Here is a 24,524-nt window from a genome sequence, read left to right as displayed (position 1 = left end):
GAAATAATATATTTGATGTTTCATATCTGTGTTTTAAAATTGAGTTTTTAAACTGACGCCAAAACTCCGGGTCGAAGGATAGGAAATGTCTTCGACACCATAGACGATATTGCGATCCTGGAAGGCATTCAGTTCTGGATCAAAATGCGGGTTTTCTGTAAATAATAGCAAATTGGTTCCTACGAATCCCACCCGGATTTTTTCAAAACCGATCGATTTCACCATGCTTTCCGGGAGCATGTAAAAAATACTGAGCTCACGCAACTTGAGGTAGGAGGCATCGTACAAAGCGGTTGCTTCGTTGCCCCGATCATAAAAGTTATTATAGAACAGACTGGCGCTAACCGATTTATTGTTAGGAATATACTGAGGTGCCTCATTGGTTCCGATGTTCACAATCCCTTCGCCCACTACGCCATTTTCCCGACCCTTCAAGGTCTCTTTCAGAACACCAGATGTACTTCCAATGGCTTTGGTCCGAGAAACGATCGTTCCGCCCTTTCGCCAATCCACCAAAACGGTCAATGCAATATTTTTATAAGTGATTTTATTATTGAATCCCATGATAAAGTCGGGATTGTAATTACCCAATAACCTCAGGTTCCCATCTTGGATCGGTAGCCCGTTCAAGCCATAAACGATTTGTCCATTCCTTTCCTCAAATCCGGTCCCATACATATCACCTACCTGGCCATTTTTACGTGCAATGTAAAAAACGGTATTCGACCCTCCACCACCTCCGAAAATTTTTGCTGTGGCAGTGACGAATTGATCAACCCCTTCCGGAAGCCGCGTGACCAGACTATGAAAGGCCATAAAGTTCACGGAAGACCACCAACTAAAATGATTTGATCTGATGGTCTCTGCACTCAGCATCGTTTCCAATCCCCGAGTGCGAACCTCCCCACCATTAACATTGTAATTCTGAAATCCGCCGGCCGCCGATATGGGGCGAGATATGATCTGATTGATGCTCACATTTTGATATATCGCGAGATCAATCTGCAATTTATCCTGAAAGAACCACGATTCCAGTCCGGCTTCATACGCATTGAGCCGTTCAGGTTTTAAATCGGCATTTTTGAGCACTGTTTCATTGGTCACTTTAAATTGACTGCCATAGTTTTGATTAAATAGGTAAGTCTGGGTGTTTTGGTAGGGCTCGGTGTCATTGCCTACACTGGCTGCACTCAAGCGGAGTTTTAAGTAGGACATCCATTTAGGAAGTTTCACCCGGTTGGAAACGATGTAGCTCATTCCGGCAGAATAATATCCGAATGAGTTGTTGTCCGCAGGGAGGGTGCTGCTCCAGTCATTTCGGAAGGTTAGATCAAAATACAAGGAATTTTGCATCGCGATATTTCCGGTGGCATAGACGCTGTTGATCCTTTTTTGAAATCGCTGGCTGTTTCCTTTCAGCGGTGTTCGTGAATTGGACAGCGTATAGATGCCCGGAATTGCCAGTTGGGAGGCTTCGGAATATTGATAGCCGATCTTTTGGTCAAATCGATTGATGCCGGTCGTGAGGGTGTATCGCCAGACATTTCCGGGGGCTGACCGGTAGGATACGTCCGCATTAATATTGAGTTCACTGAATTTTACCTGGTCTTCCCGGTAGGAGCCCTGAGGATTGGCGTTGGTACTCACTGCTCTGCGGAAGGCCCGATTATCGTTGTAGGTGTCATACCCTGAGCGGTAGGTCAAACTTAGATTATCTGTCAGGTCATACGATATGGTACCATTACCCAGCACTCGATTTTTATGGAAACTGTTGGTGTTTTCATACAGGGTCAGATAGGGATTGGTTATCCACAGATAATTAAAGTCGTAATGCTGGATCCCTTCCTGACCAGCCTGCCAATAATTTTTCAATGATCGGATGTCGGTTTGCCGGCCGGTCCATATGAATCCGTACATCACATTTTCGTAGCCATAACCCAGGTTGGGCCGGTTTTTACTTCTGCTGTTGATGTAGTTTAAAAAACCAATTACGTTTAGTCGCTCATTGATATCTTGGTTGAAGCTGATCGACAGACCGTCTCTTTTAAGATCTGTATTGGGCAGGATGCCTTCATTCCGTAAATTGTGGTACGAAATCCGGGTGCTTCCTTTGTCGTCCGTAGAGCTTAGTGCAATGGTGTTTTGATAGGTCAGTCCAGTATTAAGAAAATGGCGAACATTATCGGGCCTGGATACCCAGGGCGTGGGCGTAATGGGAGTGTATGAACCATCTGGTAAGGTCCGGGCGATCACATCACCCGCGCGTACCGGATTTCCTTCGATGTCTATGGATGGACTGTCAAACTGCGGGATCTGTATCCCCTGGTCTAGTCTGGGCCCATAACTGCTGATCCCCCCATCGTTCACCCCGGCACCCTGACCATTCTCGAAAGCGTATTGACCGTTGGATCCACCACCGTAGGTGTTTTGATAGTCGGGGAGGGTTAACGGTGTTTCGGCCGTGATGGAGCTACTGGTGGTTATTCCCAATCCCTTGCTTCTTTTACCCTTTTTTGTCGAGATCAGCACGACGCCATTTGCAGCACGGGCTCCATAAAGCGCTGCAGAACCGGCACCTTTGAGGATGGATATGGACGCGATGTCATCGGGATTGATTTCCGCGCCGCCATTGCCGTAATCCACCTCCTGCAATGCACCATCATTTGTGAGGTCGCTCGTCACCAACTCGTTACTGACCGGCATTCCATCGACGACGAACAACGGTTGATTACTTCCACTAAGTGAATTTTCACCTCGAATCACGATGCGGGAAGAAGATCCTACGCCCGATGATCCATTTGTAACCTGAACGCCGGCTACCCGGCCGGATAAATTATTGAGTAAGTTGGTGGATGGCACTGTAGTTAAGTCTTCAGAATTCAGCTCTGAAACCGAGGAAACCAGCGATTGTTTATTCCGTTCGATACCCAGAGCAGTAACTACAATTTCATCGAGTGTTTCGAGGGCATTTTGCAAAATAATCGTGTCTGATATTTTGTTGTTTTGGACTCGGATGTCCCGGGTTTTGTACCCAATGGATGAGATCCGGACGGTGAAATCATCAGAGTTGACTTTTAGTTTAAAACTTCCGGATTCATCCGTAATGGTATAATTCTGGGTTCCTATTTCATTCACTGTAGCATATGGAATTGGTTTGTAATCAGTTGATAATACCACTGATCTTAAAGTATGTTGTGAAATGGATGCCGTAGCAATTAATTGAAAAATTGAAAGGAATACAATCTTCATTTTATATGTACCTGTTAAATGGTTTCAATGACTAAAAGAGCAGTAATACCATGACATACGGGAAATACCACCCGGTAGATTTATGTGGGTCCATGAAATATGGAGGGAATGATCATTTAACAGTAAACCGGTGGTGCACGGAGTAAATAGCGATGTCCGGCGAAAGGGTGAATTGAAAGTGTCTGGTCTTCAAAGTTGAAGGAATGATTAAAAATCAAAAAGGAGGAAACGAGCCGGAAAATCAAGGTTCCCGGATTTCTCTTTGCGTATTGTATGACTGCTGATTTTTTATCTATATCTGAGAGCGGACTGAAGCAGTGAAAATCAATGTTCCGGGCTCGGGCTTGCTGAATAATCGATGAAAACAGGTTGTCAGACATCCAAGGCAACATGCAAAACCGTTGTTCATTGAAAATAGCTTTGGAAAAGCCGATTAAATATATCCCGCCATCGGAGGATGGGCCCAGCACCAGATCCTGGTGGTTCAGTTGATCAATCCCTTGAAGCAGAATATCTGTGGTAAGTTCTGGACAATCATTGCCGATGGCTAGCACCTTATCATAACCAAGCGCAAACACATCTTTAAAAGCATTGCCGAACCTCTCTGCAAAGGTATTTCCCCGCTGTTTGGTCTCATCAATCCAGACAACATCGCCACAACTTGCTTTCGTGATTGTTTTGGTTTGATCAATCAGTAATTCAAATAAATTGCGTGACAGCCTTTTTTTATATGGACCAAAAAGGGCTTTGCGTTCTGCCTCTCTTTTCGATGACAGGGAAAAAACCATCAAGGCAGTATCGCCGCAGTTATTTTGTCGATGTATGTTCACCAGGATAAAAGTAATGTAAAATTCTCAGAAGAAGAATTTTGCTTTTCGTTGTTGATGGGTTAACGTGCTTTATACACCATGTCAATCTACTCTAAAGCCTATTTATACTGTGTGCCATATGGTTAAAATCCAAAATATCCTTGATACTTTTCGCAGGAGTTCTTCTATCGGAAAAAAGTTTTTCGCTTATCATGCGCAGCGGTCGACTGTCTCTCCTTTACCCACGTTCGGGCTGAGACTACATCCACCCCTGACTGTATTCATCGAAGACCATGGAACTTGCGGGCTAGCCCCATTATGGGTATGATATATGGTGCGCAGTTTGTTGTAAAACAGGAGCAACCAACCTATTTCAAGATAGAAAATTAATTTTTATCCCCATATAGCATTAATTCATTAACTTGGCTGTTTAAATAAAAATCGGATCAATGAAAAGAAGAAAATTTATCAAAAATACAATGGTGGGAGCAGCTGCCATGAATGTACCTTTCATCCTTAATGCCCAAAGTAGAGGAGCGAACGATCGTGTCCGGGTCGGGGTGATTGGTATCCGTGGAATGGGGCAGAATCACATCAAAAGCTATAATGAGCTGGACAATGTGGAGGTGGTTGCGATTTGTGATGTTGATGAAAACTTGTTTGAGGATGTTATTGATAAACATTTTACCAGCAAGGGGCTCAAGCGACCGAAAACATATGTCGACATGCGAAAACTTTTCGAAGATAAAAACATTGACGCGGTGTCGATCGTGACGCCCAATCATTGGCATGCATTGGCAGCGATATGGGCTATTCAGGCAGGTAAGCATGTTTCCGTGGAAAAACCAGCCTGTTATAATATTTACGAGGGACAAAAACTACTGGAAGCGGCAGATAAGTACGATGTGATTGTCCAGGATGGTGCGGAGCAACGAAACAATCCTTGCGCAATTTCTGCGGCAGAATTCTTGCATTCCGGACAGTTGGGCGAAGTTTACATGGCCAAAGGTGTCTGCTTCAAAAGACGAGACACGATTGGTACCTATCCCGATGGGCCTTTACGAGCTGGTCAAACCCATCCACAAGGAAATTTCACCCGAAAGTATATGTCTAAAGTAGATTATGATTTGTGGTTGGGGCCTGCACCAAAGCGACCTTTCAACCCCAATCGATTTCACTACAACTGGCACTGGAACTGGGACTACGGCAATGGCGATATGGGGAATCAGGGCGTCCATGAATTGGATATTGCACGGTGGGGGCTAAATGTGGGGTTGCCTGAGAAGATTTCTGCGGTTGGCGGGCATTTTATGTTTGATGATGCCCAGAATACCCCCAATGACCTCATGGCTATGTTTGAATTTCCAAATCCGGAAGGAAAGGGTGATAAGAAAAAAGTGTTGCAGTTTGAAGTACGACACTGGTACAGCAACCAAGACATCCAATTGAGTGATAATACCACTGATTCTACCGGCTATATGAAGAGTTCTAAAAACAATATTGGAAACCTCTTTTTTGGATCCAAGGGCTACATGGTCAAAAATGTCGATGAATGGAAAACCTATATGGGAACAGATGGCGACCCCGGACCATCAGGCAGTGGTCTGGCTGACAACTATAAAAACTTTATAGATTCCATCCGTGCCAATGATCCTTCCATGCTTAAAGCTAAGATAAAGGATGGCGTGCATTCTTGTATGGTGATGCATCTCGGAAATATATCCTATCAATTGGGCCGGACTTTGGAGTTTGATCCTCAAAGTATGCGGTTTAAAAATGATCACGAAGCCAATGCGATGATATCCAGGGAAGCATACCGGGAACCTTTTGTAATTCCGGAGCGAGTGTAATTGTTAGGACGTCTCTCTACTTCGTAACGGGAGGTAAACTTCGCTATTAGGTGTTGGGGCGTTTTGTTGTTGGGTATCTCACGAAACAACTTCTGCCAATTTTTGGCAAGAGGTGATGCTGGTGTCTGCCACTTTCAGTGCAGGCTTGTGTGTGCGGATAGTGTTTGGCACCTGGACGTCAGGCTCCCCCAAAAGTTTCAGACAACCCCCATTCCCACTTGCTATGGCAGAAGATGTCTGTCACTAACTCTGGTAGCAATTGCTTGGTTCTGGCTTGTCCAGGTTAGGGATTAGGAGTTCGGAGTCAACCGAAACAGAATTAATTTGGTTTGTTTACCCCCGTTACATTTAGTACCTGAGATCAGTTTAGGACTGATTACATTCTATCATACTGAGCCTTGTGCCTTACGGTTTTATTCGATCATGCTGTGGGGTTTGGCGAAGTTGTTTGTCGTATGAGGTTGGTCGGTTTGTCAATGTATGATAAGAATTTCTCGAGGAAAAATCCCGTAAGGATGACAGGTCATAGCCAGGGGCGTGAGACCCTGGAGAAAGTTATGTTATATTTGAGTCCATCTTGGGGACGGAAGAAATGAGATATATAAGTATGGTTAAGATTTGGATGGGCCAGAAAGAATAGCTTATCATTGATCCAGAATGGCTTCGATCTTTTGAAGTTCTTCTTCACTAAAGGCAGGACATTTTAACCCGGCTACCGCTTCTTCGATTTGCTGGACCTTGCTGGCACCGATCAGAATCGAGGTAACTCGTTCATCTTTTCGCAACCAGTTCACCGCCATTTGTGCCAGGGATTCACCCCGTTCCTGTGCCATATTGTTCAGCGCTTTGATTTTGGATATTTTATTATCCGTGATTTGTTCGGGTTGCAAAAAATGACCCCGGAAAGCTCTTGAATCCCGGGGAATTCCATGTATGTATTTATCGGTTAACAACCCCTGTGCCAGAGGTGAGAAAGGAATGCATCCGACGCCATTTTTATCCAGCACTTCAAGGAGGCCCTCTTCCGGATCCCGGACGAACATTGAATATTTGGGTTGATGGATCAGACAAGGTGTCCCCAGTCGTTCCAGAATGTCAAAAGCCTCTTGAGCCCGCTTTGGGGGATAATTTGAAATACCCACATAGAGCGCCTTACCCTGACGTACGATCAGATCAAGTGCAGACATCGTTTCATACAAAGGCGTGTCCGGATCGGGTCGATGATGGTAAAATATATCTACATAATCCAGCTTCAATCGTTTCAAACTTTGATTCAGGCTGGCCACGAGATATTTTTTACTGCCCCATTCTCCATATGGGCCTTCCCACATGTCGTAACCGGCCTTGGAAGATATAATCAGCTCATCCCGATATTTTCGCAAATGACGATCCAGAATGTCTCCAAAATTGCGTTCGGCGCTGCCATAAGGTGGACCGTAGTTGTTTGCCAAATCAAAGTGTGTAATTCCCAGGTCAAAAGCCCTGAAAAGGAGTTGCTCATAGTTTGATCGGACATCTACATCTCCAAAGTTGTGCCAGAGGCCCAGTGAGATCGCAGGCAATTTGAGCCCACTGTTTCCGCACCGGTTGTAGATCATTTCATGGTATCTGGAATTACTCGCAGAATAGCTCATAGTCGATAGTTTTTGGTTGATGCAAAAATAAAATCGATTACCCTTACCACAACTCCAGATGGCCGAAATTGCGCTTGCATTTGACAGGCAACGGAAAAGATCGCAAGGTATAAAAGGCCGTAAAATACAAAAATGAAATCAATTGTGAAAAATTTGGAAAAGTTGAGGTGGAGAATGGTTCTTTAGATCTTCCGAGCTCAGAATATCTTTTTAATTTCTCCCGATTTCTTAACTATTTGCAAACCATTTTATATATTAACGGATCTTTACAAAAGGGGGGGTGAATTTAACTTTTGACCGGGCCCTGTGAATCAATTTTAACTCCAAGTTTCAACTGAAAATTGGACGAATAACTTATCAATTTTTAAATCAATAAAAATGAAGTCATCAAGAAGATCATTCATTAAAAAAACGACCCTGGCCGGATCCGCTGCCATTGTTGCTCCCACCATTGTTTCTGCAAACGTTTTTGGTGCGAACGAGCGAGTCAACGTAGCAGTTTTAGGGATCCATGGTCGTGGGAAAAGCCATATTAAGGGATTTATGGCCCAGGATAATGTACAAGTTACCACCTTGTGTGATCCCGATATGAATCTTTTAAAAGAACGCCAGCAATCGTTTAAGGAAACCTACAACAAAGATGTAGCCCTCGAACAAGATATTCGTCGGGTAATAGCAAATGATGATATTGATATTATCAGCCTGGCCACGCCTAATCATTGGCATGCACTGGCTACTATATGGGCTTGCCAGGCGGGCAAAGATGTTTATGTAGAGAAACCAGGTTCTCACAATATATGGGAGGGGCGTAAGATGGTGGAAGCTGCGAATAAATACAATCGGATTGTACAACATGGGGTTCAGTTGAGAAGCTCACCTGCTGTGAATGAAGCGATCGGATTGTTGCGCGATGGATACATTGGAAGAGTGTATATGGCGCGTGGGTTGGTTTTCCGATGGAGACCCAGCATCGGGGATAAAGGCTTTTCTCCCAAACCGGATCATATTAATTATGATCTTTGGACCGGACCTGCTCCTAAAGTACCATTTACGGAGAATCTGGTTCATTACAACTGGCATTGGCACTGGGATTATGGGAATGGCGATGTCGGTAATCAAGGTATTCATGAGACTGATTTGTGTATGTGGGGACTTGATGTGGGATTCCCGACTCAGATTACCTCGATGGGTGGAAAATTTCTGTGGGATGATTCCAAAGAAGTACCCGAAGTGCTGACTTCTGTGTATAACTATCCGGAAGAAAATAAGATTATCCAATTTGAAGTTCGTCCGTGGTGTACAAATACGGAGGAAGGGGTAACGGTAGGAAATATTTTTTATGGTGATAAAGGAATCCTGGTTGTAGATGGGTATGATAAATACAAAACTTATTTAGGCAAGGATAGAAAACCTGGAAAATCAGGCGAAGATGGTGGACCTTCCGGAACGGGAATGGATCGCGGCGCCGGTGGCACAGATGGGCATATAGCCAACTTTATGGAAGCGGTCCGTAAGCAGGATAAGTCTATATTAAACGGACCGGTTGAGACAGCGCACTTGTCATCAGGTCTGGCTCATCTTGGAAATATAGCCTACCGGACCGGACGGGTTCTCGAGTTTGATCCCAGTAAAGAACGGTTTGTCAACGATCCGGAAGCAAATACTTATTTGAAAGGCCATTACCGGAAAGGGTTCGAGATTCCTGAGGTGGTATAGAAGATCAGAACCTGTCGGGCTTTAGGTGTTTAAATGAATTAACGATGACAGATGTCTTCAAGACTGTTATCCCGTTATTGGTTCTGTTTTGTGGAATGCTTCAGGGTCAAGGATTAGACCATTTATGTGAGCAGGACAGTCAGACGTCCTGGTCTCAGAAACGGTCTGGCTTGCAAAATGCGCTGCGGGTTTTTGAGAGCAAAAGCTCGGCTCGGGTGGCCTTTTTGGGTGGGTCGATATCATACAATCCCGGTTGGAGAGATAGTGTGATGCAATATCTTCAGCACAGATTTCCTGATACTGAGTTTGATTTTATTGCCGTGGGTATCCCGTCCATGGGGTCGACACCCGGAGCATTTCGATTCGAGCGGGATGTATTAAGGCACGGACGCATTGATCTACTGTTTGAAGAGGCTGCCGTCAACGATTTTACGAATGGGCGAAGCACCCAAGAACAGGTCAGGGCAATGGAAGGCATTGTACGGCATGCGCGAGCATCTAATCCGATCATGGATATCGTATTTATGTATTTTGTAGATCCGGATAAGATAGATACCTACCGCGCGAATGACGTTCCCTTGGTGATTAAAAATCATGAGAAGGTGGCGATGCACTACAATATTCCCTCGATTAATCTGGCCAGGGAAGTGACCGACCGGATGGATGCAGGAGAGTTTACGTGGGCAGATGATTTTAAAGATTTACATCCTTCTCCGTTTGGACACGGGATCTATGCCCGCTCTATAATTTGTTTTTTAGAGAATGCATGGGAGAAAACAATTCGTTCTGAAAAATCAGTAAGAACTCATCCTTTGCCAGACAAACTGGATAGGTACTCGTATGATGCAGGCCGGATGATTGAAGTCACGCCAGAAATGGTTACAGAAGGGTGGAAATATGATCCTAATTGGATACCGTTGGACGGAGCGAACACTCGTCCCAATTATACCCATGTACCCATGTTGATCGGAAATGAACCCGACAGCCTATTGAAGTTTCGTTTCAAGGGTACGGCTGTGGGAATTGCAGTAGCATCCGGACCAGATGCGGGTGTAATCGAATATCGGATTGATGACGAACCGTGGAAAGTTCAAGATTTGTTAACGAAGTGGAGTGGGGGATTGCATTTACCCTGGTTTTATACACTGGATGGTGAACTTGATGAAGGCAATCATCTTCTGGAGATTCGCCTTAAAAAGCAAATTCAAGCCGACCACAGCGGAAATACCTGCCGGATTCGATATTTTTATGTGAACGAATGAGGCTAAGGCTAAGGTAGAGGTAAAGGTAGAGAAGGGGAGAGTTTTTGGCTTTAGTTTTGAATTTTGGTATTGGCATGTTGTTGCACAGTCAATTATTAAAAATATAGACGTGAGATATTTAATTTTTGTATCCATTCTTTCCTGTTGGGTTTTGTTAAATAGCTGTGTTCAACTATATGCTCAAAACCAGATTGTCAGTGACGAGCGTTCTGATTCTTCAGTCATCACGCAGGTCATGGAGATTGATAAGGTATGGGCGGGACATCCGGTTGGTTTTTGCCTGTACACACATGAAGAGCGGCAATACGTTGCATACTACAATGCGAATCGGAACATGGTCGTGGGGCAGCGTGATCTTGCAGATCAACAATTTATACTAACTGAGATGCCGGTTACTTCGCGAAAAACACATCGGGGAACCAGTACAGTGCTTGGTTGGGATAGTCACAACTCCATAACAATGGCTGTGGATAAGGCGGGCTATATTCACCTGACCGGGAATATGCATGTCCATCCTTTGACATATTTCAGAAGTACGCAGCCCCACGATATTTCAACCTTGCAACAAGTATGGCAAATGGTTGGTACTGAGGAAGATCGGGCAACATATCCTCATTTTATGAAAGACCAAAAAGGGAGATTGATTTTTCATTATCGAGATGGCGGAAGTGGTGACGGAAATGAAATCTATAATGTTTATTCCACCACATCCCAAACCTGGAGTCGTTTGCTGGATGTCCCGTTAACCGACGGACAGGGCTTGATGAATGCCTATCAATCACAACCGCACCTGATGCAGGATGAATGGTATCATATGTATTGGGTGTGGCGGGATACACCGGATTGTGCCACCAATCATGATCTTTCTTATATGAAGAGTCCTGATTTGATTCATTGGTATGATGTTCGCGGAGAGCAGATAGAATTACCAGCTACACTGAATCAACCATCGTTAATAGTGGACCCTATTCCGCCGGGTGGAGGCATTATCAATTTGGCAGCGCGGATGGTATTGGATCCGAAGAATAAGCCAGTCTTTGTATATCACAAATATGATGAAGAAGGAAATATTCAGTTGTACCTAGCCAGATACCATGATGGGGGGGTGGGGCATCAAACCCATTACCACCTGGGATTACCGATGGGAATTTTCAGGCCGGGGAAGTATTGATGTAGAGGTTCGCATCCATGGATTTAGAAACCGTGCGGATGGAAATTACGAGATAGATTCCTGGCACATTAAGTACGGGCCTGGTACGCTTTTACTCAATGATGATTTTGAGGTGATCGGAACCGTTCTTAAATCAAAGTCATTGGAAGAAATATTACCAGTCGATTTTTACGAGATTAGTGGGGACTTTCATTGCGTATGAACTGCGCAAAAACAGAATCCCAGAATCCTATGAAAGCCGACACCCCTAGTCCTAGAATCTTAGTCCTTTAATACCACCTTTTTTCCGGTCTGGGCACTCCATCGCGCTGCGTCCAATATTTCTACCACGATCATATTATTGTCCAATGAGGATAAATCATGGGGATCCACCTCAATCTCTTTCCGGATCACCGCAGCCAGATAAGAAAAGGGATTGTCATAGGGTTTTGACCGCTCTGATAGTGTAGCGGTACTTGCTGATTTATTCGTCCTGAGATGCATTTTTATATCGTGCGAATTGATGGAAGAAAAAAATCCATTTTCTCCATAAATCGTCATGTCCTTGCGACTGAAAGGCCAGTTCCAGGAGGCTTGTATGATTACTTGTCCCTCCGGGTATTCCAGGATGACTGTGGCTTCATCATCCACCCTAGGATAGAGATCAGGTTTTAGCTGCTGCGTAACCCCCCACACAGCATTGGGTTTTCGGTTCTTCATCAACCAAGTTGCCAAATTGGCTCCATAACAACCAAAGTCTACAATTGCACCCCCGCCATTGAGTTCTGGATCTGTGAGCCATTCTAGAAATTCATTACTGCATCCGATTTCTATCGGTCCGCGGTGTCCGTCCCTGATGACCATTTTCCGTACCGTTCCCAATTCATTTTTATTTACCACCATGTGGTATGCCTTGTGGTTACTTGGATACCATGTGGTTTCATAGTTGGTCAACAGGTGTATGTCGTACTTGCGAGCCAGTCGTTCCATTTCAAGGGCGTGTTCCATGCTAACCGCTAATGGTTTCTCCACCATAACATGGATTCCCCGGGGTGCACATGTCTGTACTACCTCAAGATGTTCGTAAATAGATCCGAAAGCCATCACAGCTTTCGGGGCGGTCGCGTCGACCATTTCCTCCAAAGAATTATAAACCAGATCCATGGAAAATCCATATCGATTGGCATACTTTTTCGCTAATTCATAGTCAGGTTCTGCAATTCCTACAATTTCAATATCATTTTTATGGTCGTCGTTAAAGACCCAATTAACATGATCATGCGTGAGTCTGGCAATACCTATTTGAACCGGTTTGGTCGTGTCTGATGACTCGGTCGCAAAACTTAAAATCGAAAGAAGCGTGAAGATCAAATGGATCATCTTTTTACGAGAAAGATACATATATTTATGATTAATAAATAAGAATCAAATAATGAGATTACTCCACCTGCTTTTATTAATAACGCATCTGATCATTTTCTCCTGTAGTAGTTTAAAATCCGGATCTAAAGAGAACAGTTCATCTAAGGACCATGAGCAAACGGAAAATAAGTTGACAAACCGGGTTGTTCAGTCTGAAAATCACTTTGAAGTGTACACGCACAATCTGGAGAATACGCGAATGGATGGCTACCGGGGCATCTGGTTTGAACTCGGACAGAAGTTTGACTACGGAGATAAATATTCCGGCGGACTAGGAACCTACACTGCAAAGCATGTGCCCTTAGCCGTGTATGCTCCAAAAGTAGATCAGACCTTTTTTGTGTATGGCGGAACGCCGAGCGATACTTCCCGTCATCTACTATGTATGATCGGTGTTTATGATCATAAAAGTGGAATGGTTGCTCAACCAACCGTGGTTTGTGATAAACAAGGGGTAATTGATCCACATGATAATCCGTCCGTGATGATCGATGATGAAGGCTATATTTGGGTTTTTGTGAGCGGGCGCGGCAAAAAACGGCCGGGCTTCAAATACCGAAGCCGTGAACCATTTTCAATTGACAACTTTGAAAAGGTTACCGAAGAAGAAATGACTTATCCGCAACCCTGGAATACCAAGAGTGGTTTATTGCACTTGTTTACGAAATACACTGGAGTTCGTCAACTATACTGGGAACACAGTCAAAATGGTATGCAATGGAGTGATGATCAGTTGCTTGCTGCGATTCCCCAGGAGCCTGGTGAAAAGTCGGGACATTATCAGATCAGTGCCACCTGGCAGGGTAAGAGGGTGGGCACCTTTTTTAATCGCCACCCGCAGGGAAACGTAGACCAAAGAACGGATCTTTATTATTTGCAGACGGATGATTTGGGGAACGTATGGACCGATGCTGCCGGAAACAAAATTGATATTCCGGTGATTGATCCCCAAACTACTGCTCTTGTCAAAGATTTTTATACGGAAGGAAAAAACATTTATTTGAAAGACATGGGGTTTACAAAACAAGGGCATCCCGTTGGACTATTTATAAAAAGCAATGGTCATGAACCAGGTCCGGAAAATGCGCCCTATGAATGGTTTATTGCCCAATGGAATGGAAAGAAATGGGATATGAGTGAGGTTACAACCTCTGATCACAATTATGACATGGGTAGTTTGTACCTTGCTCCCGATAGATGGCGGGTGGTGGGACCAACCACTTCAGCGGCGGAATCACCGCAGCCCTGGGGCGTCGGTGGTGAAGTTGTGATATGGACATCCACGGACCAGGGAAAGACATGGGAAGAGGAGAGCCAAATTACTCATCAGAGCCGTTTTAATCACAGCTATGTTCGCAGACCTTTTAATTTTAAACCACCTTTTTGTTTTTTTTGGTCTGATGGAGACCCTCATCAATTCAGTTCTTCTACCATCTATTTTGGAGATTTTGAGGGCCAGGTTTGGAAATTACCCGGCCATATGAATCAGGAATGGATGGTTCCCGAAAAAGTGGTTGAGTAATTTTGGCATCCATGGAAAGGAAGGTGCTTTCGAAAGAGAAGTTAAACGATATATTACTTTTCCATTCTTTAATCGATGATATACCATGCACCAATTCATACTATCCGAAATAGTCTTGGTGCTGATCGCTTTTATCCGTGAACGAGTATTTCTGATCCCTTATTCTAGCTGCATTAAGCGAGTAGGTCTTTTTAGAAATTATATTCCAGCCCTGTCTTGATTTGGAAAGTACGGCCCGGAGCATCTTCCGGTGGTCGATTGTCCCAGGTATAGACCGAAGAAACTGTCAACAATAAATTTTCATTCAGCCCGACTTTCAGTTTTTGCTCGTTGAAGAACCGGTAATCACTGATTTTACCCAGGGCGGGCTGATAATAACTGGTAGAATACAGCTGTGTATGATCATTGATTTGGAAGGTCATACTTAGATAATTACTCAACCGGACATTCGTATTTATATCTTGATCATCGTTTTTGATTTGTTCATACTCATACATAGGCAGTATCCCCAGATACATTCTGAAAGAATTTTCGCCGACCAGCTTCAAGCGCAGACCACTACCAGCAAGAATTCTAAAATCAAGCCGGGCAATTTTGTTGTGTTGTATTTGTGTGAATGATTCCCATCGAAGAAGATCGGTAAACTCATGGCTATATCGTAAATGAAGAAAAGCAGCATTCTGAAAGGCAACTTCTTCTGATTTATTGATTTTATAATCTCCTACCAGGATCAGAATGTCGCGTTGCCATTTGTGTTGGATATGTGATTGAATTCCGAGGGAGTAAATGATTTTTTCATTGTCCAGATAGCTGCCATTAAGTGCAATGTTTCCGGCAAATCCGGTGGTATCGGTTTGTTTCCGCAATGTCTCAACGTTAACGATTTGCGTAAAAGCGATGGTCTGAACCATGCTCAATAGAACTGCGATTACTATAATTCTAATGAAATCGATGGGTCAACGATTTGGATTCGCCGTGAATATATGAAATGATTTTAGAATTCTTATTGGAGAATTCAGAATTCAGATTTGTTTTTAAAGTAACTGCCGACCGTGAACCAAATACATTTCCTTGTAAACCCTTCACTTCCCACAAAGACATATTGCCTTAGGTCCATAAAAACAACCACCATGCCCTGTATCGGCCCCAAATTCCATAGGGGCAAGCTGACTTTAGGCGCTCGAGATGAGATGAAAAGCTTTCTCATCTCATCTACAATTGCAAGATAATTTATCGCGGTCAAAATTTCATGAACAACTATATTTTTCTACATTATAGCTATGGTTTAACACCAAGGAAAATCACCCCGACATAATTTATACCACGCATTGTAAATCAATACGAACTATTTCACAGAGATTCAACCAATCCATTTAGACTATCTGGAGTGGGCTCACCAATAATCATCCACTATTAACAATCAATGTCTCCGCCCGGAAGAATAGGTCATGGCTTCTCCTTTACCAAAACCATAGCTGACACCCAATGTAAAGGTTCTGCGTCGATTGGAACGACTGTACAAATAGTAGCCGGGTTTTTCGGTAATGGACTCCCGTATCCTGGAATCGAACAAGTCTCTCACGCTCGCATTGATGACAAATTTTCCTTTGTTGATTTTTTTTCGAACTCCTACATCGACCGAAGGAGAACCCGTAATATCGGATTGAACCGTTTTGTATCCGGATCGATAATAGCCCGTGATTTCCAGTTCGAAGTCTGCAGGCAGTGATAGGCTGGACATCAAACGACTGGACCACCGGTTCCCGTTAAAATCAAACGATTGATTTTCATATTCCCCTTCTCTTTTGTAAAAGTTCCAGTTGAAGTCGCCGTTGAGTGTCCACCATTCAGCAGCAATAAATTTTCCATTCATTTCCAATCCGGTTGCCCGGTTGGTTCCGACATTGAGAGGAATCGTGGTCTGCACATTGTCGGAAAATGAGGTAACTCGTTCTACCATGTTGGTCGTAAAAAGATGAAATATGCTGGCGTTCAGCGTTGCCTTTCCAAGCTTAAATATGCTTGTTAATTCATAAGAATCAGAATACTCAGCTTTTAAATTTGGATTCCCGGTCCGTATATTGTAATTGTCTCGAATATTAAAAAATGGATTGAGGTCCCACAGTCTTGGACGAAATATTCGACGCGAATAGCCGGCCTGCAGTGAAACTTTATCAGACATCTTATAGGAGCTGTGCAGAGTTGGAAAAAAATCCGTATAATTTTGAAGGTTGTCTTCATCTGTATTGGTAAGTAAGGTGTGTAAATCGGTGTTTTCTACCCGTACTCCTAATTTTATCCCCCATTTATCTTTTTTATATGCACCGGTGGCATAGCCAGCCAACACTTTTTGATTGTATTCAAATACATTGGTAAGTGCCGGGTCAATGATCCATTCATCATCCGCAAAGTTGGAAACTGAATAGTCATTACCCACATCATTGATAAGGTATTGACCGCCTGCTTCCATTGTGATAACGTCATTAACCGGATTGGTGTAATCTAATTTGAAGGTGTAGTCTGCTTGTTGGAACTTTGTTCTTGTTTGTTGATCTGTGTTGAAATCTGCTCCCTCCACGACACTATTGGTGAATTCTGAAGATTGATCTTTCCCGAAAAAACTACCCTGCGCATTGAACAGCAGGAGATGGTCTTCATTGTCCTCAAATTCTTTGCTGTATTGCAGGTCATACTCCCACTTCGGATTGATCGCTTCTGTAGTTTCTTCCCGGTACCAGGATGAACTGGTTTGATTGATCTCATCAACCAGGTTGTAATTGGTTCTGGAAGGTTGGTCTTCTATTTCGTAAGAAAAGTTTCCGGTCAGTGTAATGATGTTGCTCTTATTAAGATGATAATCTGTGCCAAGCGTGGCATTGTAAAATAGTTCATTTCGATAGGACGTACCGGTGCTTACAAGAGTTGTTTGGTTGATGCGATCTATGTTCTCAGACTTTCTGTCGTAAGGATAGGATCGGTAGCCTCCGCCCAGCTGGGTGAATAAATTAAATCGATCCGTCCGTTTGTTCATGCTCAATCCAATGCTGTGATTGTCCGGCAATCCCGTATTTGCAGTTACAGATCCATTCAAGCCTCTGTTTTCCTCTTTTTTTAGAATAATATTGAGTATTCCTGCGGTACCTTCTGCGTCATATTTGGCTGAAGGATTCGTGATAACCTCAATGCGTTCAATCATATCTGCTGTGATGGTTCCGAGGGCGTTGGATTCTTCATCGGCTAATACAGATGGTTTTCCATTGAGAAGAATTTTAACCCCGGAATTTCCACGGAGTTGAATTTGTCCCTCGATATCGACGTTCACTGATGGAACCTTGTTTAGCACTTCCAATGCACTCACGCCGGTGCTACTGATGTCACTACCGACATTAAATACACGTTTATCGAGATCAAACTCCATGGTTGATTTCTCACCGACGATCATAACCTCTTCAAGGACCTGGCTGTTTTCAATTAATGCAAGGGTTCCTAAATCAACCTGGTTATTTTGAATACTGAGGTTGGACAGCTTCTTGGTTTCATATCCCATAAAGCTGATTGTGATAAAAATATCAGCAGTGTTTGAAGTGACAGAGAAGGTGCCATCTTCCTGGGTGGCAGCTCCCGAAATCATGGATTCCGTATTCTGATCACTGATCACCACCGTGGCATAGGGGATGGGGGCGCCTGTGGTTTGATCTTTGACTGTGCCCTTGATCGTAATCGTATTGTTTTGCGCAGCTGAAAATACGTGCAGAATAAGGATTAACAGAGTTGTTAATTGAAATGACTTCATGAACGTGGTTTTAGATTTTCGAGCTTGAAATTAAAAGTGTAAAATAAAGCAATTAGTGGATTAGATGAAAATGTTCTCTACAAACAACTAAACTATACCCGTCAACGACAAAATGTTTTAAGTGCTACAATGAAGATCCGTATATCAAAGAGGGTATAGAGCCGTTCATCCCGACTATTAGGTTGTTTACAGAATGTCGCTCGGTTTTTATGGAAGATGGCTTATATTTATTAGATGACAAAAAAAATTAAAGGAATTCCATACCTGGAATATATTTTTTTCCTGGCATTGATCTTGGTCGTTTTTATATTTTATTCTTTTGATCGTCGTAACCCCGGAATCAGACCATACCAGGTAGTATCATATCTGAATTTGGTGTGGGCAGCATTGTTGGTAAATTATTATTTGTTGCCGCGTTTTTTTTATACCAAAAAATACCTGCGATTCCTGCTTTATTTTTGTGTAGTGGTAGCCGTCGTCATATTCGTGGAAGAGAATATCCTGGAAAAAATTTATTTTCCAAATACCCGGGGTAAAAAATTCTTAGGTGTATTTTACAACCTGTTGGGGACCCTGCCGACTATTACTATATTATGTGGATTCAAATTTGCATGGGACGTACTGGAAAAACAGAGTGAATTAGAGAATCTGAAAAGTACCATTCAGGAAAGTGAATTACAATTTCTTAAGTCACAAATCAACCCGCACTTTCTCTTTAACAATCTGAACAATGTCTACTCGCTTTCGATAGAAAATTCACCCCGAACTTCAGAAATGATACTGGAATTGTCGACTTTTCTTCGGTATATGTTGTATGAATGCAAAGCCAGGTATGTACCGCTTAAAAGAGAACTGGAGCAGTTACAAAACTTTATCAATTTAAGTGAAATGCAAATTGAAGGGCGGGGAGAAGTAGAACTTTCGATTGATGACATCTCTTCTGACTATCAAATTGCACCATTGATTTTAATGGTCTTCGTGGAAAATGCATTCAAACATAGTTCGTCTAGTCAGGTAGATGAAATATCCATATCGATTCAGATATGGATGGAAGCGCACAACCAATTTCATTTCCGTTGTTCGAACAATTATCTTTCAGAATCCAATACCAAAGAACTTTCAAGTGGAATTGGCCTGAAGAATGTAAAGAAAAGATTGAATTTATTATATCCGCAAGATCATAAACTTGATATTTACCAAACCGACTCCCATTATGAAGTCAACTTGATATTGTCTTTGAAGAAAATATAAATTAATGGATTGCATCATCATTGAAGATCAGGCGCCAGCCCGGCGAATCCTCGAAAAGTATATCGAAAACATGGGGACACTTGAACTGAAAGGCAGCTTTACGGATGCTTTAAAAGCCATGGCATATTTAAAAAATGAAAAGGTGGATTTTATCCTGCTGGACATTCATCTTCCCAAAATATCTGGAATTGAATTTTTAAAATCATTATCACATCCGCCACAGGTAATATTGACCACAGCATTTCAGGACTATGCACTGGAGGGGTATGAACTGGACGTGGTCGATTACCTTCTAAAACCCTTTTCATTTCAGAGGTTTGTAAAAGCGGTCTCTAAAGTATCTGTTAATAAGACATCGCTTCATGCGGATGAAGGTCCATATTTCAAAAAAGGCGCTCCATTGGACTTGTTTATTAAATCTGGTTATGATCACATTAAAATTCATGTCCCGGATGTTTTATTTATTAAAGCCGACTCTGATTATACTGAACTGTATTTGCCCGAACAAAAACACCTGACGTCCGAATCCCTCGGGTATTGGGAGGACTTTCTTGATCAAAATTATTTTGCCCGGGTTCACAAATCCTATATCGTCAATGTGACCAAGATAAAAAAGGTAACCGGCGGACAGATTTATTTGGACAACAATACTGAGATACCCATTGGCAGAGTGTATAAAGACGACTTTATGAGCAGATATATTCATTAAATCAGCACCTGTCATAAAATTATGGGTCTTAAAAATATCAGACGGTTAAAATCAGGTCTGCCAAAAGCTGTTAATATGAGTTGAAGGAGAGCAGACCTCGCCATATTATTTTGTTTTTTAATAGACCTTTTCTCGAAACGTTTCTGATAATTTTATACCTTGTTACTTTATAAAGCACTCAAAAGTATTTTAAAATGAAAAACCTTTTTTATTGTTTCACTATTGTATTTCTGATTTCAAGTATGTCTTGCTCTACTACTGCACAGAGCGGTGCTAAATCATCTAAAGATGGATGGATTTCGCTTTTCAACGGCGAAAACCTCGATGGTTGGAAGGTCGGGGAAAATGCATCCACATTTTCAGTGGAAGATGGGATGATCAAAGCCTATGGTGAAAAAGCGCATCTCTATTATGTGGGGGATGTAGAGAATCATAACTTTCAGAATTTTGAATTTGAAGCGAAGGTGAAAACCGAACCTCGTGCAAATTCCGGGATTTATTTTCATACCCGGTACCAAGAAAAAGGCTGGCCACTGCATGGTTACGAAGTACAGATCAATAATTCCGGCGGCGATTGGAAGAGAACAGGGAGTTTGTATGATATAGTGGAAGTGGCCGAAAACTATGCAAAGGATAATGAGTGGTTTACGGAGTACATAAAGGTCGAAGGCAATCGGGTAATTGTTAAGATCAATGACATTGTTACAGTAGATTACACCGAACCAGAGAATCCAAAACGGGAAGGTGAACGGGTGAACCGGATTTTGAAAGGAGGCACTTTTGCACTGCAGGCGCACGACCCCAATAGTGCGATCTATTTTAAAGATATAAAGGTGAAGCCGTTACCGTGAGCAGGGTATTAGGAATTAGGGCGCTTCGCTTTTAGGTGTTAGGAATTACGGTGCTTCGCTGTTGGGACGCCTCAACGGCCAGGACGGCACAAGCTCTCCTTCGCGACTATACATAGTGAACAGGATTTTAAATTTTGAAAAAAAGATGTGTGGCTACGACACGCTTCGCGACGGGAGGGAAACTGTGCTTGGGTACGCTGTGGGAGTCTTTGCTATGGTACGCTAGGAATGTCTGTTCTCTCAATTCCCAACGACCACTGCCCGCCCACCCAGTTTACCATTACTCAACGCATCGCATCTCTTGAATCGAAACCGGATCTGCATTTGGAAAACAATTGCCGGAAGGCAATGCATCGGGTTTATAACGGGTGACAGAGGGGTCATCCAGACCATTAGCCAGAAATGCTGTGATGTCATCCACCTCGTTCGCTGTCAGTCCCAGCGGCTTAAAATTCGATGCAATGACTTCTTCAGGAACCTCCGGATTTTCCGGAATGGCCTGATTAAAGTACTCGACAACTTCCCGAAGATCCCGTTTGCTGCTTCCGTGGAAATAAAAAGGGGTACCGGTGAGGTTGTATAAGGTGGGAACTTTAAATTTATGAAGGTCTTCTTTGATCCCTGTAAAAAATCCACGACCATAGTTCTTATTGCGGGCTCTGGGTTCATCCACAAAGGTGGCCAGATCATTGAGGTTGTTTACACCAACCGCAAAGAATCGGGTGTCACTAAAGGCCGGTCCTGCATGACAAGAGGTACAATTGGCCTTGGAGTAGAATAATAATGCGCCCCGCTTTTCCTGATCTGTCATGGCGTATTTGTCCCCTTTAAGCCACTTTTGAAAGGGTGCTTCGGTGGTGTTTATCGTGCGAAGATATGCGGCCATGGCGAGTGCGACGTTCCTGGCGGAATACCGTTCCGAAACATCTACGTTCGGAAAAGCTGCGTCAAAATAAGTTCGGTAGCCGAGTGTATCTGCGATCTCGGGATCCATTTTCATTCGGTGCAATTTGAAGCCTTCCATCAATTGGGTTTCCAGTCCTTCGAATCCCAGATTATTCAGATGTAGTCCTTCATCCACATCGTCTGAAAAACGGTGTTCGAACCCTTTGTTGGCCTGTCCGGATCCAAAAGAACCGTTCCACTGTGTGTTTTTTGCCGAATAAGCCACATTCAATACCGTCAATGGCCTGATACCCTGTACATCCAGCGATGCAGCATCCGGGTAAACCTTACTCTTAAACCGGGCCTCACCGCGATTCCCGGTACCAACTCCTCCATCTCCAATTCCTTGTTTTCGTCCTGGTTTAAAGTCTGATTCTGCAATGTGACAACTGGAACAGGAATAGGTGCCTTTACCGACGTCGTACTGTGGGTCTAGTGCTAAACCCGTTTCAAAGAAAAGAAAATTACCAAGTTCTACTTTTTCGCGAGTCAATGTGTTTTTAGGGTCTTGCGGAATGTTGGCATAATCTCTGGAATCTGCAAGAACCCAATATGACAATGTATGGTCAGGTGCAGCCGATCGAATAGCGTTTTCAAGTTGCAGATCCAGGCTGCTGACATTCATCACATCCTGTGTACAGGCGCCAAATGTCAAAAGTAATATCGCCAGAAAGTAAAATTTGTTCATAGGTGTAGTGGATATAAAAGAAACCTTTTCTCCTGCACAAACATAAAATGATCCAGGTTACCCCAGGATTTTATTTCGTTAAACTTTGGCTAAAGCCTGTTTGATATCTGAATTGATGTCCTCCACGGCTTCGAGACCGACCGAAATACGGATAAGTTGATCGGTGATTCCTGCTTTTTTTCGATTTTCCGGATCCATTTTACTATGCGTTGTTGTAGCCGGATGCGTAACAATCGATCGGGCATCGCCCAGGTTTGAAGTGATGGATAACATATTAAGATGGTTGATGAATCGAAAAACCTGCTCGATATCACCATCCAGTTCAAATGTAACAATTCCACCGCCCATACTCATTTGTTTTCTGGCCAGTTCATAGTGCGGAAAATTGGATAAAAAAGGATAATTGACCTTTTTAATGGTAGGAGAACTGCTTAGTTCCTTGGCGACAGACAGTGCATTCTCCGAATGAGCTTTCATGCGGAGTGGTAGTGTTTCCAGACTTTTCGAAAGTAACCAGGCATGAAAAGGCGATAGGACAGGACCGGTGTGCCGGGCCATAAAAACCACTCGCTCCATTAGGTCTTCGTCGCCGACGATGATGCCACCCAGGACACGACCCTGGCCATCCAGGTATTTGGTGGCGGAATGAATGATCAGGTTCGCTCCATAATCGGCCGGTTTTTGGAGAATAGGTGTGGCAAAACAATTATCAACTATAAAGAGTAAATCGTGCGTATTGCATAAAACACCACAAAATTCCAGGTCGATTATTTTTAATCCCGGATTACTCGGTGTTTCCACGATCAAAAGCTTTGTTTTATTAGTGATTTGCTCTGACCATTCATCTTTCTGGTCGGGGTCGACATAGCTGACAGTAATACCAAAACGAGGGAGGATCTGATCCAGAATCTGATGGGTCGAACCGAACAAAGCACAGGATGCAAGTATGTGATCACCCGCTGACAAAAAACTCACTAAGCCCAGGTACACGGCAGCCATGCCTGAGGCGGTTGCAAATCCGGCTGGTTTATTCTCCAAAAGGCACATTTTTTGAATAAACTCATCCAGGTTTGGGTTTGAGTACCTGGAATAAATCTGTCCTTCCAATTCATTGGAAAAAGTGTCCCGCATCTGTTCTGCACTTTCAAATGTGAAACTACTCGTCAAGTACAGCGGTGTATTGTGTTCCCTGTATGTGGTTTGATTCGTTTGGGTACGGATCAATTTGGTTTGATCTTTCACGGTTTTTTTTCATTGATGATCTCAAAAGTATACCCAATATCAGCTGTTTTTTTGAGTATTTGAGCTACCGAACAATACTTATCCATACTTAACTCAACGGCTCGCTTCGCTTTTTTGTCCTCGATGTCACCAAATAATTTGAAGTGAATGTCAATATGAGTAAATAAGGAAGGAACCTTTCCTTCTTCTCGCTGTGCTCTAATGTTTATTTTTATATCATCTAAAACCTGTTTTTGCTTTTGCAAAATTGAAATGACATCAATGGCAGAACAACTGCCCATTGCCATCAGCACCATTTGCATCGGTCGTACCCCTTGGTTTGTCCCGCCTATGCTTTCTGAAGCGTCGGTCTGGACGGACAGTCCGTCTTCATTAAATGACTCCAGATGAAACTGTCCTGATTTGCGTTCGATCGTAACTTCCATACTTTC

18 protein-coding genes are annotated in these 24,524 nt (G+C 43.1%); 9 read left to right on the top strand and 9 right to left on the bottom strand.

Annotation, left to right across the window (positions count from 1 at the left end; translation table 11 throughout):
* Positions 1 to 33 precede the first annotated feature (33 nt).
* Positions 34 to 3,249: a SusC/RagA family TonB-linked outer membrane protein gene (locus tag KUV50_RS11420; protein ID WP_222580286.1), complete on the bottom strand. Its 3,216-nt coding sequence runs from the start codon at positions 3,247 to 3,249 to the stop codon at positions 34 to 36.
* 116 nt (positions 3,250 to 3,365) lie between these two features.
* Positions 3,366 to 4,079: a DUF2064 domain-containing protein gene (locus tag KUV50_RS11415; RefSeq protein ID WP_222580285.1), complete on the bottom strand. Its 714-nt coding sequence runs from the start codon at positions 4,077 to 4,079 to the stop codon at positions 3,366 to 3,368.
* Positions 4,080 to 4,507: 428 nt separating this feature from the next.
* On the opposite strand from KUV50_RS11415, the gene KUV50_RS11410 reads away from it, so the two are divergent.
* Positions 4,508 to 5,908, top strand: a complete 1,401-nt coding sequence (locus KUV50_RS11410; RefSeq protein ID WP_222580284.1) for a Gfo/Idh/MocA family protein — start codon at positions 4,508 to 4,510, stop codon at positions 5,906 to 5,908.
* Between the two features lie 644 nt (positions 5,909 to 6,552).
* Here KUV50_RS11410 and KUV50_RS11405 read toward each other — a convergent pair.
* Complete coding sequence (locus KUV50_RS11405) at positions 6,553 to 7,542, bottom strand: aldo/keto reductase (RefSeq protein WP_222580283.1); 990 nt, start codon at positions 7,540 to 7,542, stop codon at positions 6,553 to 6,555.
* A 378-nt stretch (positions 7,543 to 7,920) separates the two neighbouring features.
* Between KUV50_RS11405 and KUV50_RS11400 the strand changes: the two genes are divergently transcribed.
* The 4 genes from KUV50_RS11400 (at position 7,921) to KUV50_RS11385 (ending at position 11,893) form a co-directional block, all read left to right on the top strand.
* Positions 7,921 to 9,258: a Gfo/Idh/MocA family protein gene (locus KUV50_RS11400; RefSeq protein WP_222580282.1), complete on the top strand. Its 1,338-nt coding sequence runs from the start codon at positions 7,921 to 7,923 to the stop codon at positions 9,256 to 9,258.
* A gap of 44 nt (positions 9,259 to 9,302) precedes the next feature.
* Positions 9,303 to 10,520, top strand: a complete 1,218-nt coding sequence (locus KUV50_RS11395; RefSeq protein WP_222580281.1) for an SGNH/GDSL hydrolase family protein — start codon at positions 9,303 to 9,305, stop codon at positions 10,518 to 10,520.
* Positions 10,521 to 10,629: 109 nt separating this feature from the next.
* Complete coding sequence (locus KUV50_RS11390) at positions 10,630 to 11,691, top strand: BNR repeat-containing protein (RefSeq protein ID WP_222580280.1); 1,062 nt, start codon at positions 10,630 to 10,632, stop codon at positions 11,689 to 11,691.
* The gene (locus KUV50_RS11385; RefSeq protein ID WP_222580457.1) at positions 11,615 to 11,893 is read left to right on the top strand and encodes a hypothetical protein; all 279 of its coding nucleotides are present in this window, start codon (positions 11,615 to 11,617) and stop codon (positions 11,891 to 11,893) included. The genes KUV50_RS11390 and KUV50_RS11385 overlap by 77 nt, the downstream gene beginning before the upstream one ends.
* A 59-nt stretch (positions 11,894 to 11,952) precedes the next feature.
* On the opposite strand, the gene KUV50_RS11380 is transcribed toward KUV50_RS11385, so the two are convergent.
* On the bottom strand, positions 11,953 to 13,050 hold the full coding sequence (locus KUV50_RS11380; protein WP_222580279.1) for a Gfo/Idh/MocA family protein: 1,098 nt from the start codon (positions 13,048 to 13,050) through the stop codon (positions 11,953 to 11,955).
* Positions 13,051 to 13,102: 52 nt separating this feature from the next.
* On the opposite strand from KUV50_RS11380, the gene KUV50_RS11375 reads away from it, so the two are divergent.
* Positions 13,103 to 14,614 (top strand): BNR-4 repeat-containing protein, encoded by a 1,512-nt coding sequence (locus KUV50_RS11375; RefSeq protein ID WP_222580278.1) that lies wholly within the window; start codon positions 13,103 to 13,105, stop codon positions 14,612 to 14,614.
* Positions 14,615 to 14,805: 191 nt separating this feature from the next.
* Here KUV50_RS11375 and KUV50_RS11370 read toward each other — a convergent pair whose 3' ends face one another.
* Together KUV50_RS11370 and KUV50_RS11365 are read right to left on the bottom strand one after the other, a co-directional pair.
* On the bottom strand, positions 14,806 to 15,525 hold the full coding sequence (locus KUV50_RS11370) for a DUF481 domain-containing protein (protein WP_222580277.1): 720 nt from the start codon (positions 15,523 to 15,525) through the stop codon (positions 14,806 to 14,808).
* A gap of 509 nt (positions 15,526 to 16,034) precedes the next feature.
* Complete coding sequence (locus KUV50_RS11365; RefSeq protein ID WP_222580276.1) at positions 16,035 to 18,407, bottom strand: outer membrane beta-barrel family protein; 2,373 nt, start codon at positions 18,405 to 18,407, stop codon at positions 16,035 to 16,037.
* Between the two features lie 234 nt (positions 18,408 to 18,641).
* Here KUV50_RS11365 and KUV50_RS11360 point away from each other — a divergent pair, with 234 nt between their 5' ends.
* The 3 genes from KUV50_RS11360 (at position 18,642) to KUV50_RS11350 (ending at position 21,218) form a co-directional block, all read left to right on the top strand.
* On the top strand, positions 18,642 to 19,658 hold the full coding sequence (locus KUV50_RS11360; RefSeq protein ID WP_222580275.1) for a sensor histidine kinase: 1,017 nt from the start codon (positions 18,642 to 18,644) through the stop codon (positions 19,656 to 19,658).
* A gap of 4 nt (positions 19,659 to 19,662) precedes the next feature.
* Positions 19,663 to 20,367, top strand: coding sequence for a LytR/AlgR family response regulator transcription factor (locus tag KUV50_RS11355; RefSeq protein WP_222580274.1), 705 nt, complete (start codon positions 19,663 to 19,665; stop codon positions 20,365 to 20,367).
* A 194-nt stretch (positions 20,368 to 20,561) separates the two neighbouring features.
* Complete coding sequence (locus tag KUV50_RS11350; protein ID WP_222580273.1) at positions 20,562 to 21,218, top strand: DUF1080 domain-containing protein; 657 nt, start codon at positions 20,562 to 20,564, stop codon at positions 21,216 to 21,218.
* A 280-nt stretch (positions 21,219 to 21,498) separates the two neighbouring features.
* Here KUV50_RS11350 and KUV50_RS11345 read toward each other — a convergent pair whose 3' ends face one another.
* The 3 genes from KUV50_RS11345 to KUV50_RS11335 all read right to left on the bottom strand — a co-directional run bounded on the left by KUV50_RS11345 (position 21,499) and on the right by KUV50_RS11335 (position 24,518).
* Positions 21,499 to 22,851 carry a cytochrome-c peroxidase gene (locus KUV50_RS11345; protein WP_222580272.1) on the bottom strand — a complete coding sequence of 451 codons (1,353 nt, stop codon included), beginning with the start codon at positions 22,849 to 22,851 and terminating at the stop codon, positions 21,499 to 21,501.
* A gap of 78 nt (positions 22,852 to 22,929) precedes the next feature.
* Positions 22,930 to 24,093 (bottom strand): trans-sulfuration enzyme family protein, encoded by a 1,164-nt coding sequence (locus KUV50_RS11340; RefSeq protein WP_222580271.1) that lies wholly within the window; start codon positions 24,091 to 24,093, stop codon positions 22,930 to 22,932.
* Positions 24,090 to 24,518: an OsmC family protein gene (locus tag KUV50_RS11335; RefSeq protein WP_222580270.1), complete on the bottom strand. Its 429-nt coding sequence runs from the start codon at positions 24,516 to 24,518 to the stop codon at positions 24,090 to 24,092. Before KUV50_RS11335 ends, KUV50_RS11340 begins: the two co-directional genes overlap by 4 nt.
* Between the last annotated feature and the right edge of the window lie 6 nt (positions 24,519 to 24,524).

Origin of the sequence: Membranihabitans marinus (genome assembly GCF_019802045.1) — a bacterium.
Taxonomy (GTDB): domain Bacteria; phylum Bacteroidota; class Bacteroidia; order Chitinophagales; family Saprospiraceae; genus Membranihabitans; species Membranihabitans marinus_A.
Note: the sequence above shows the minus strand (reverse complement) of the source record. Positions and strands in the feature narration are given on the sequence as shown.

Coding starts and splice junctions, on each gene's coding strand:
- KUV50_RS11380 (WP_222580279.1), bottom strand. CDS start 13,050: ATGATCCATTTGATCTTCACGCTTCTTTCGATTTTAAGTTTTGCGACC.
- KUV50_RS11345 (WP_222580272.1), bottom strand. CDS start 22,851: ATGAACAAATTTTACTTTCTGGCGATATTACTTTTGACATTTGGCGCC.
- KUV50_RS11405 (WP_222580283.1), bottom strand. CDS start 7,542: ATGAGCTATTCTGCGAGTAATTCCAGATACCATGAAATGATCTACAAC.
- KUV50_RS11385 (WP_222580457.1), top strand. CDS start 11,615: ATGATGGGGGGGTGGGGCATCAAACCCATTACCACCTGGGATTACCGA.
- KUV50_RS11395 (WP_222580281.1), top strand. CDS start 9,303: ATGACAGATGTCTTCAAGACTGTTATCCCGTTATTGGTTCTGTTTTGT.
- KUV50_RS11365 (WP_222580276.1), bottom strand. CDS start 18,407: ATGAAGTCATTTCAATTAACAACTCTGTTAATCCTTATTCTGCACGTA.
- KUV50_RS11410 (WP_222580284.1), top strand. CDS start 4,508: ATGAAAAGAAGAAAATTTATCAAAAATACAATGGTGGGAGCAGCTGCC.
- KUV50_RS11375 (WP_222580278.1), top strand. CDS start 13,103: ATGAGATTACTCCACCTGCTTTTATTAATAACGCATCTGATCATTTTC.
- KUV50_RS11350 (WP_222580273.1), top strand. CDS start 20,562: ATGAAAAACCTTTTTTATTGTTTCACTATTGTATTTCTGATTTCAAGT.
- KUV50_RS11370 (WP_222580277.1), bottom strand. CDS start 15,525: ATGGTTCAGACCATCGCTTTTACGCAAATCGTTAACGTTGAGACATTG.
- KUV50_RS11360 (WP_222580275.1), top strand. CDS start 18,642: ATGACAAAAAAAATTAAAGGAATTCCATACCTGGAATATATTTTTTTC.
- KUV50_RS11400 (WP_222580282.1), top strand. CDS start 7,921: ATGAAGTCATCAAGAAGATCATTCATTAAAAAAACGACCCTGGCCGGA.
- KUV50_RS11335 (WP_222580270.1), bottom strand. CDS start 24,518: ATGGAAGTTACGATCGAACGCAAATCAGGACAGTTTCATCTGGAGTCA.
- KUV50_RS11355 (WP_222580274.1), top strand. CDS start 19,663: ATGGATTGCATCATCATTGAAGATCAGGCGCCAGCCCGGCGAATCCTC.
- KUV50_RS11420 (WP_222580286.1), bottom strand. CDS start 3,249: ATGAAGATTGTATTCCTTTCAATTTTTCAATTAATTGCTACGGCATCC.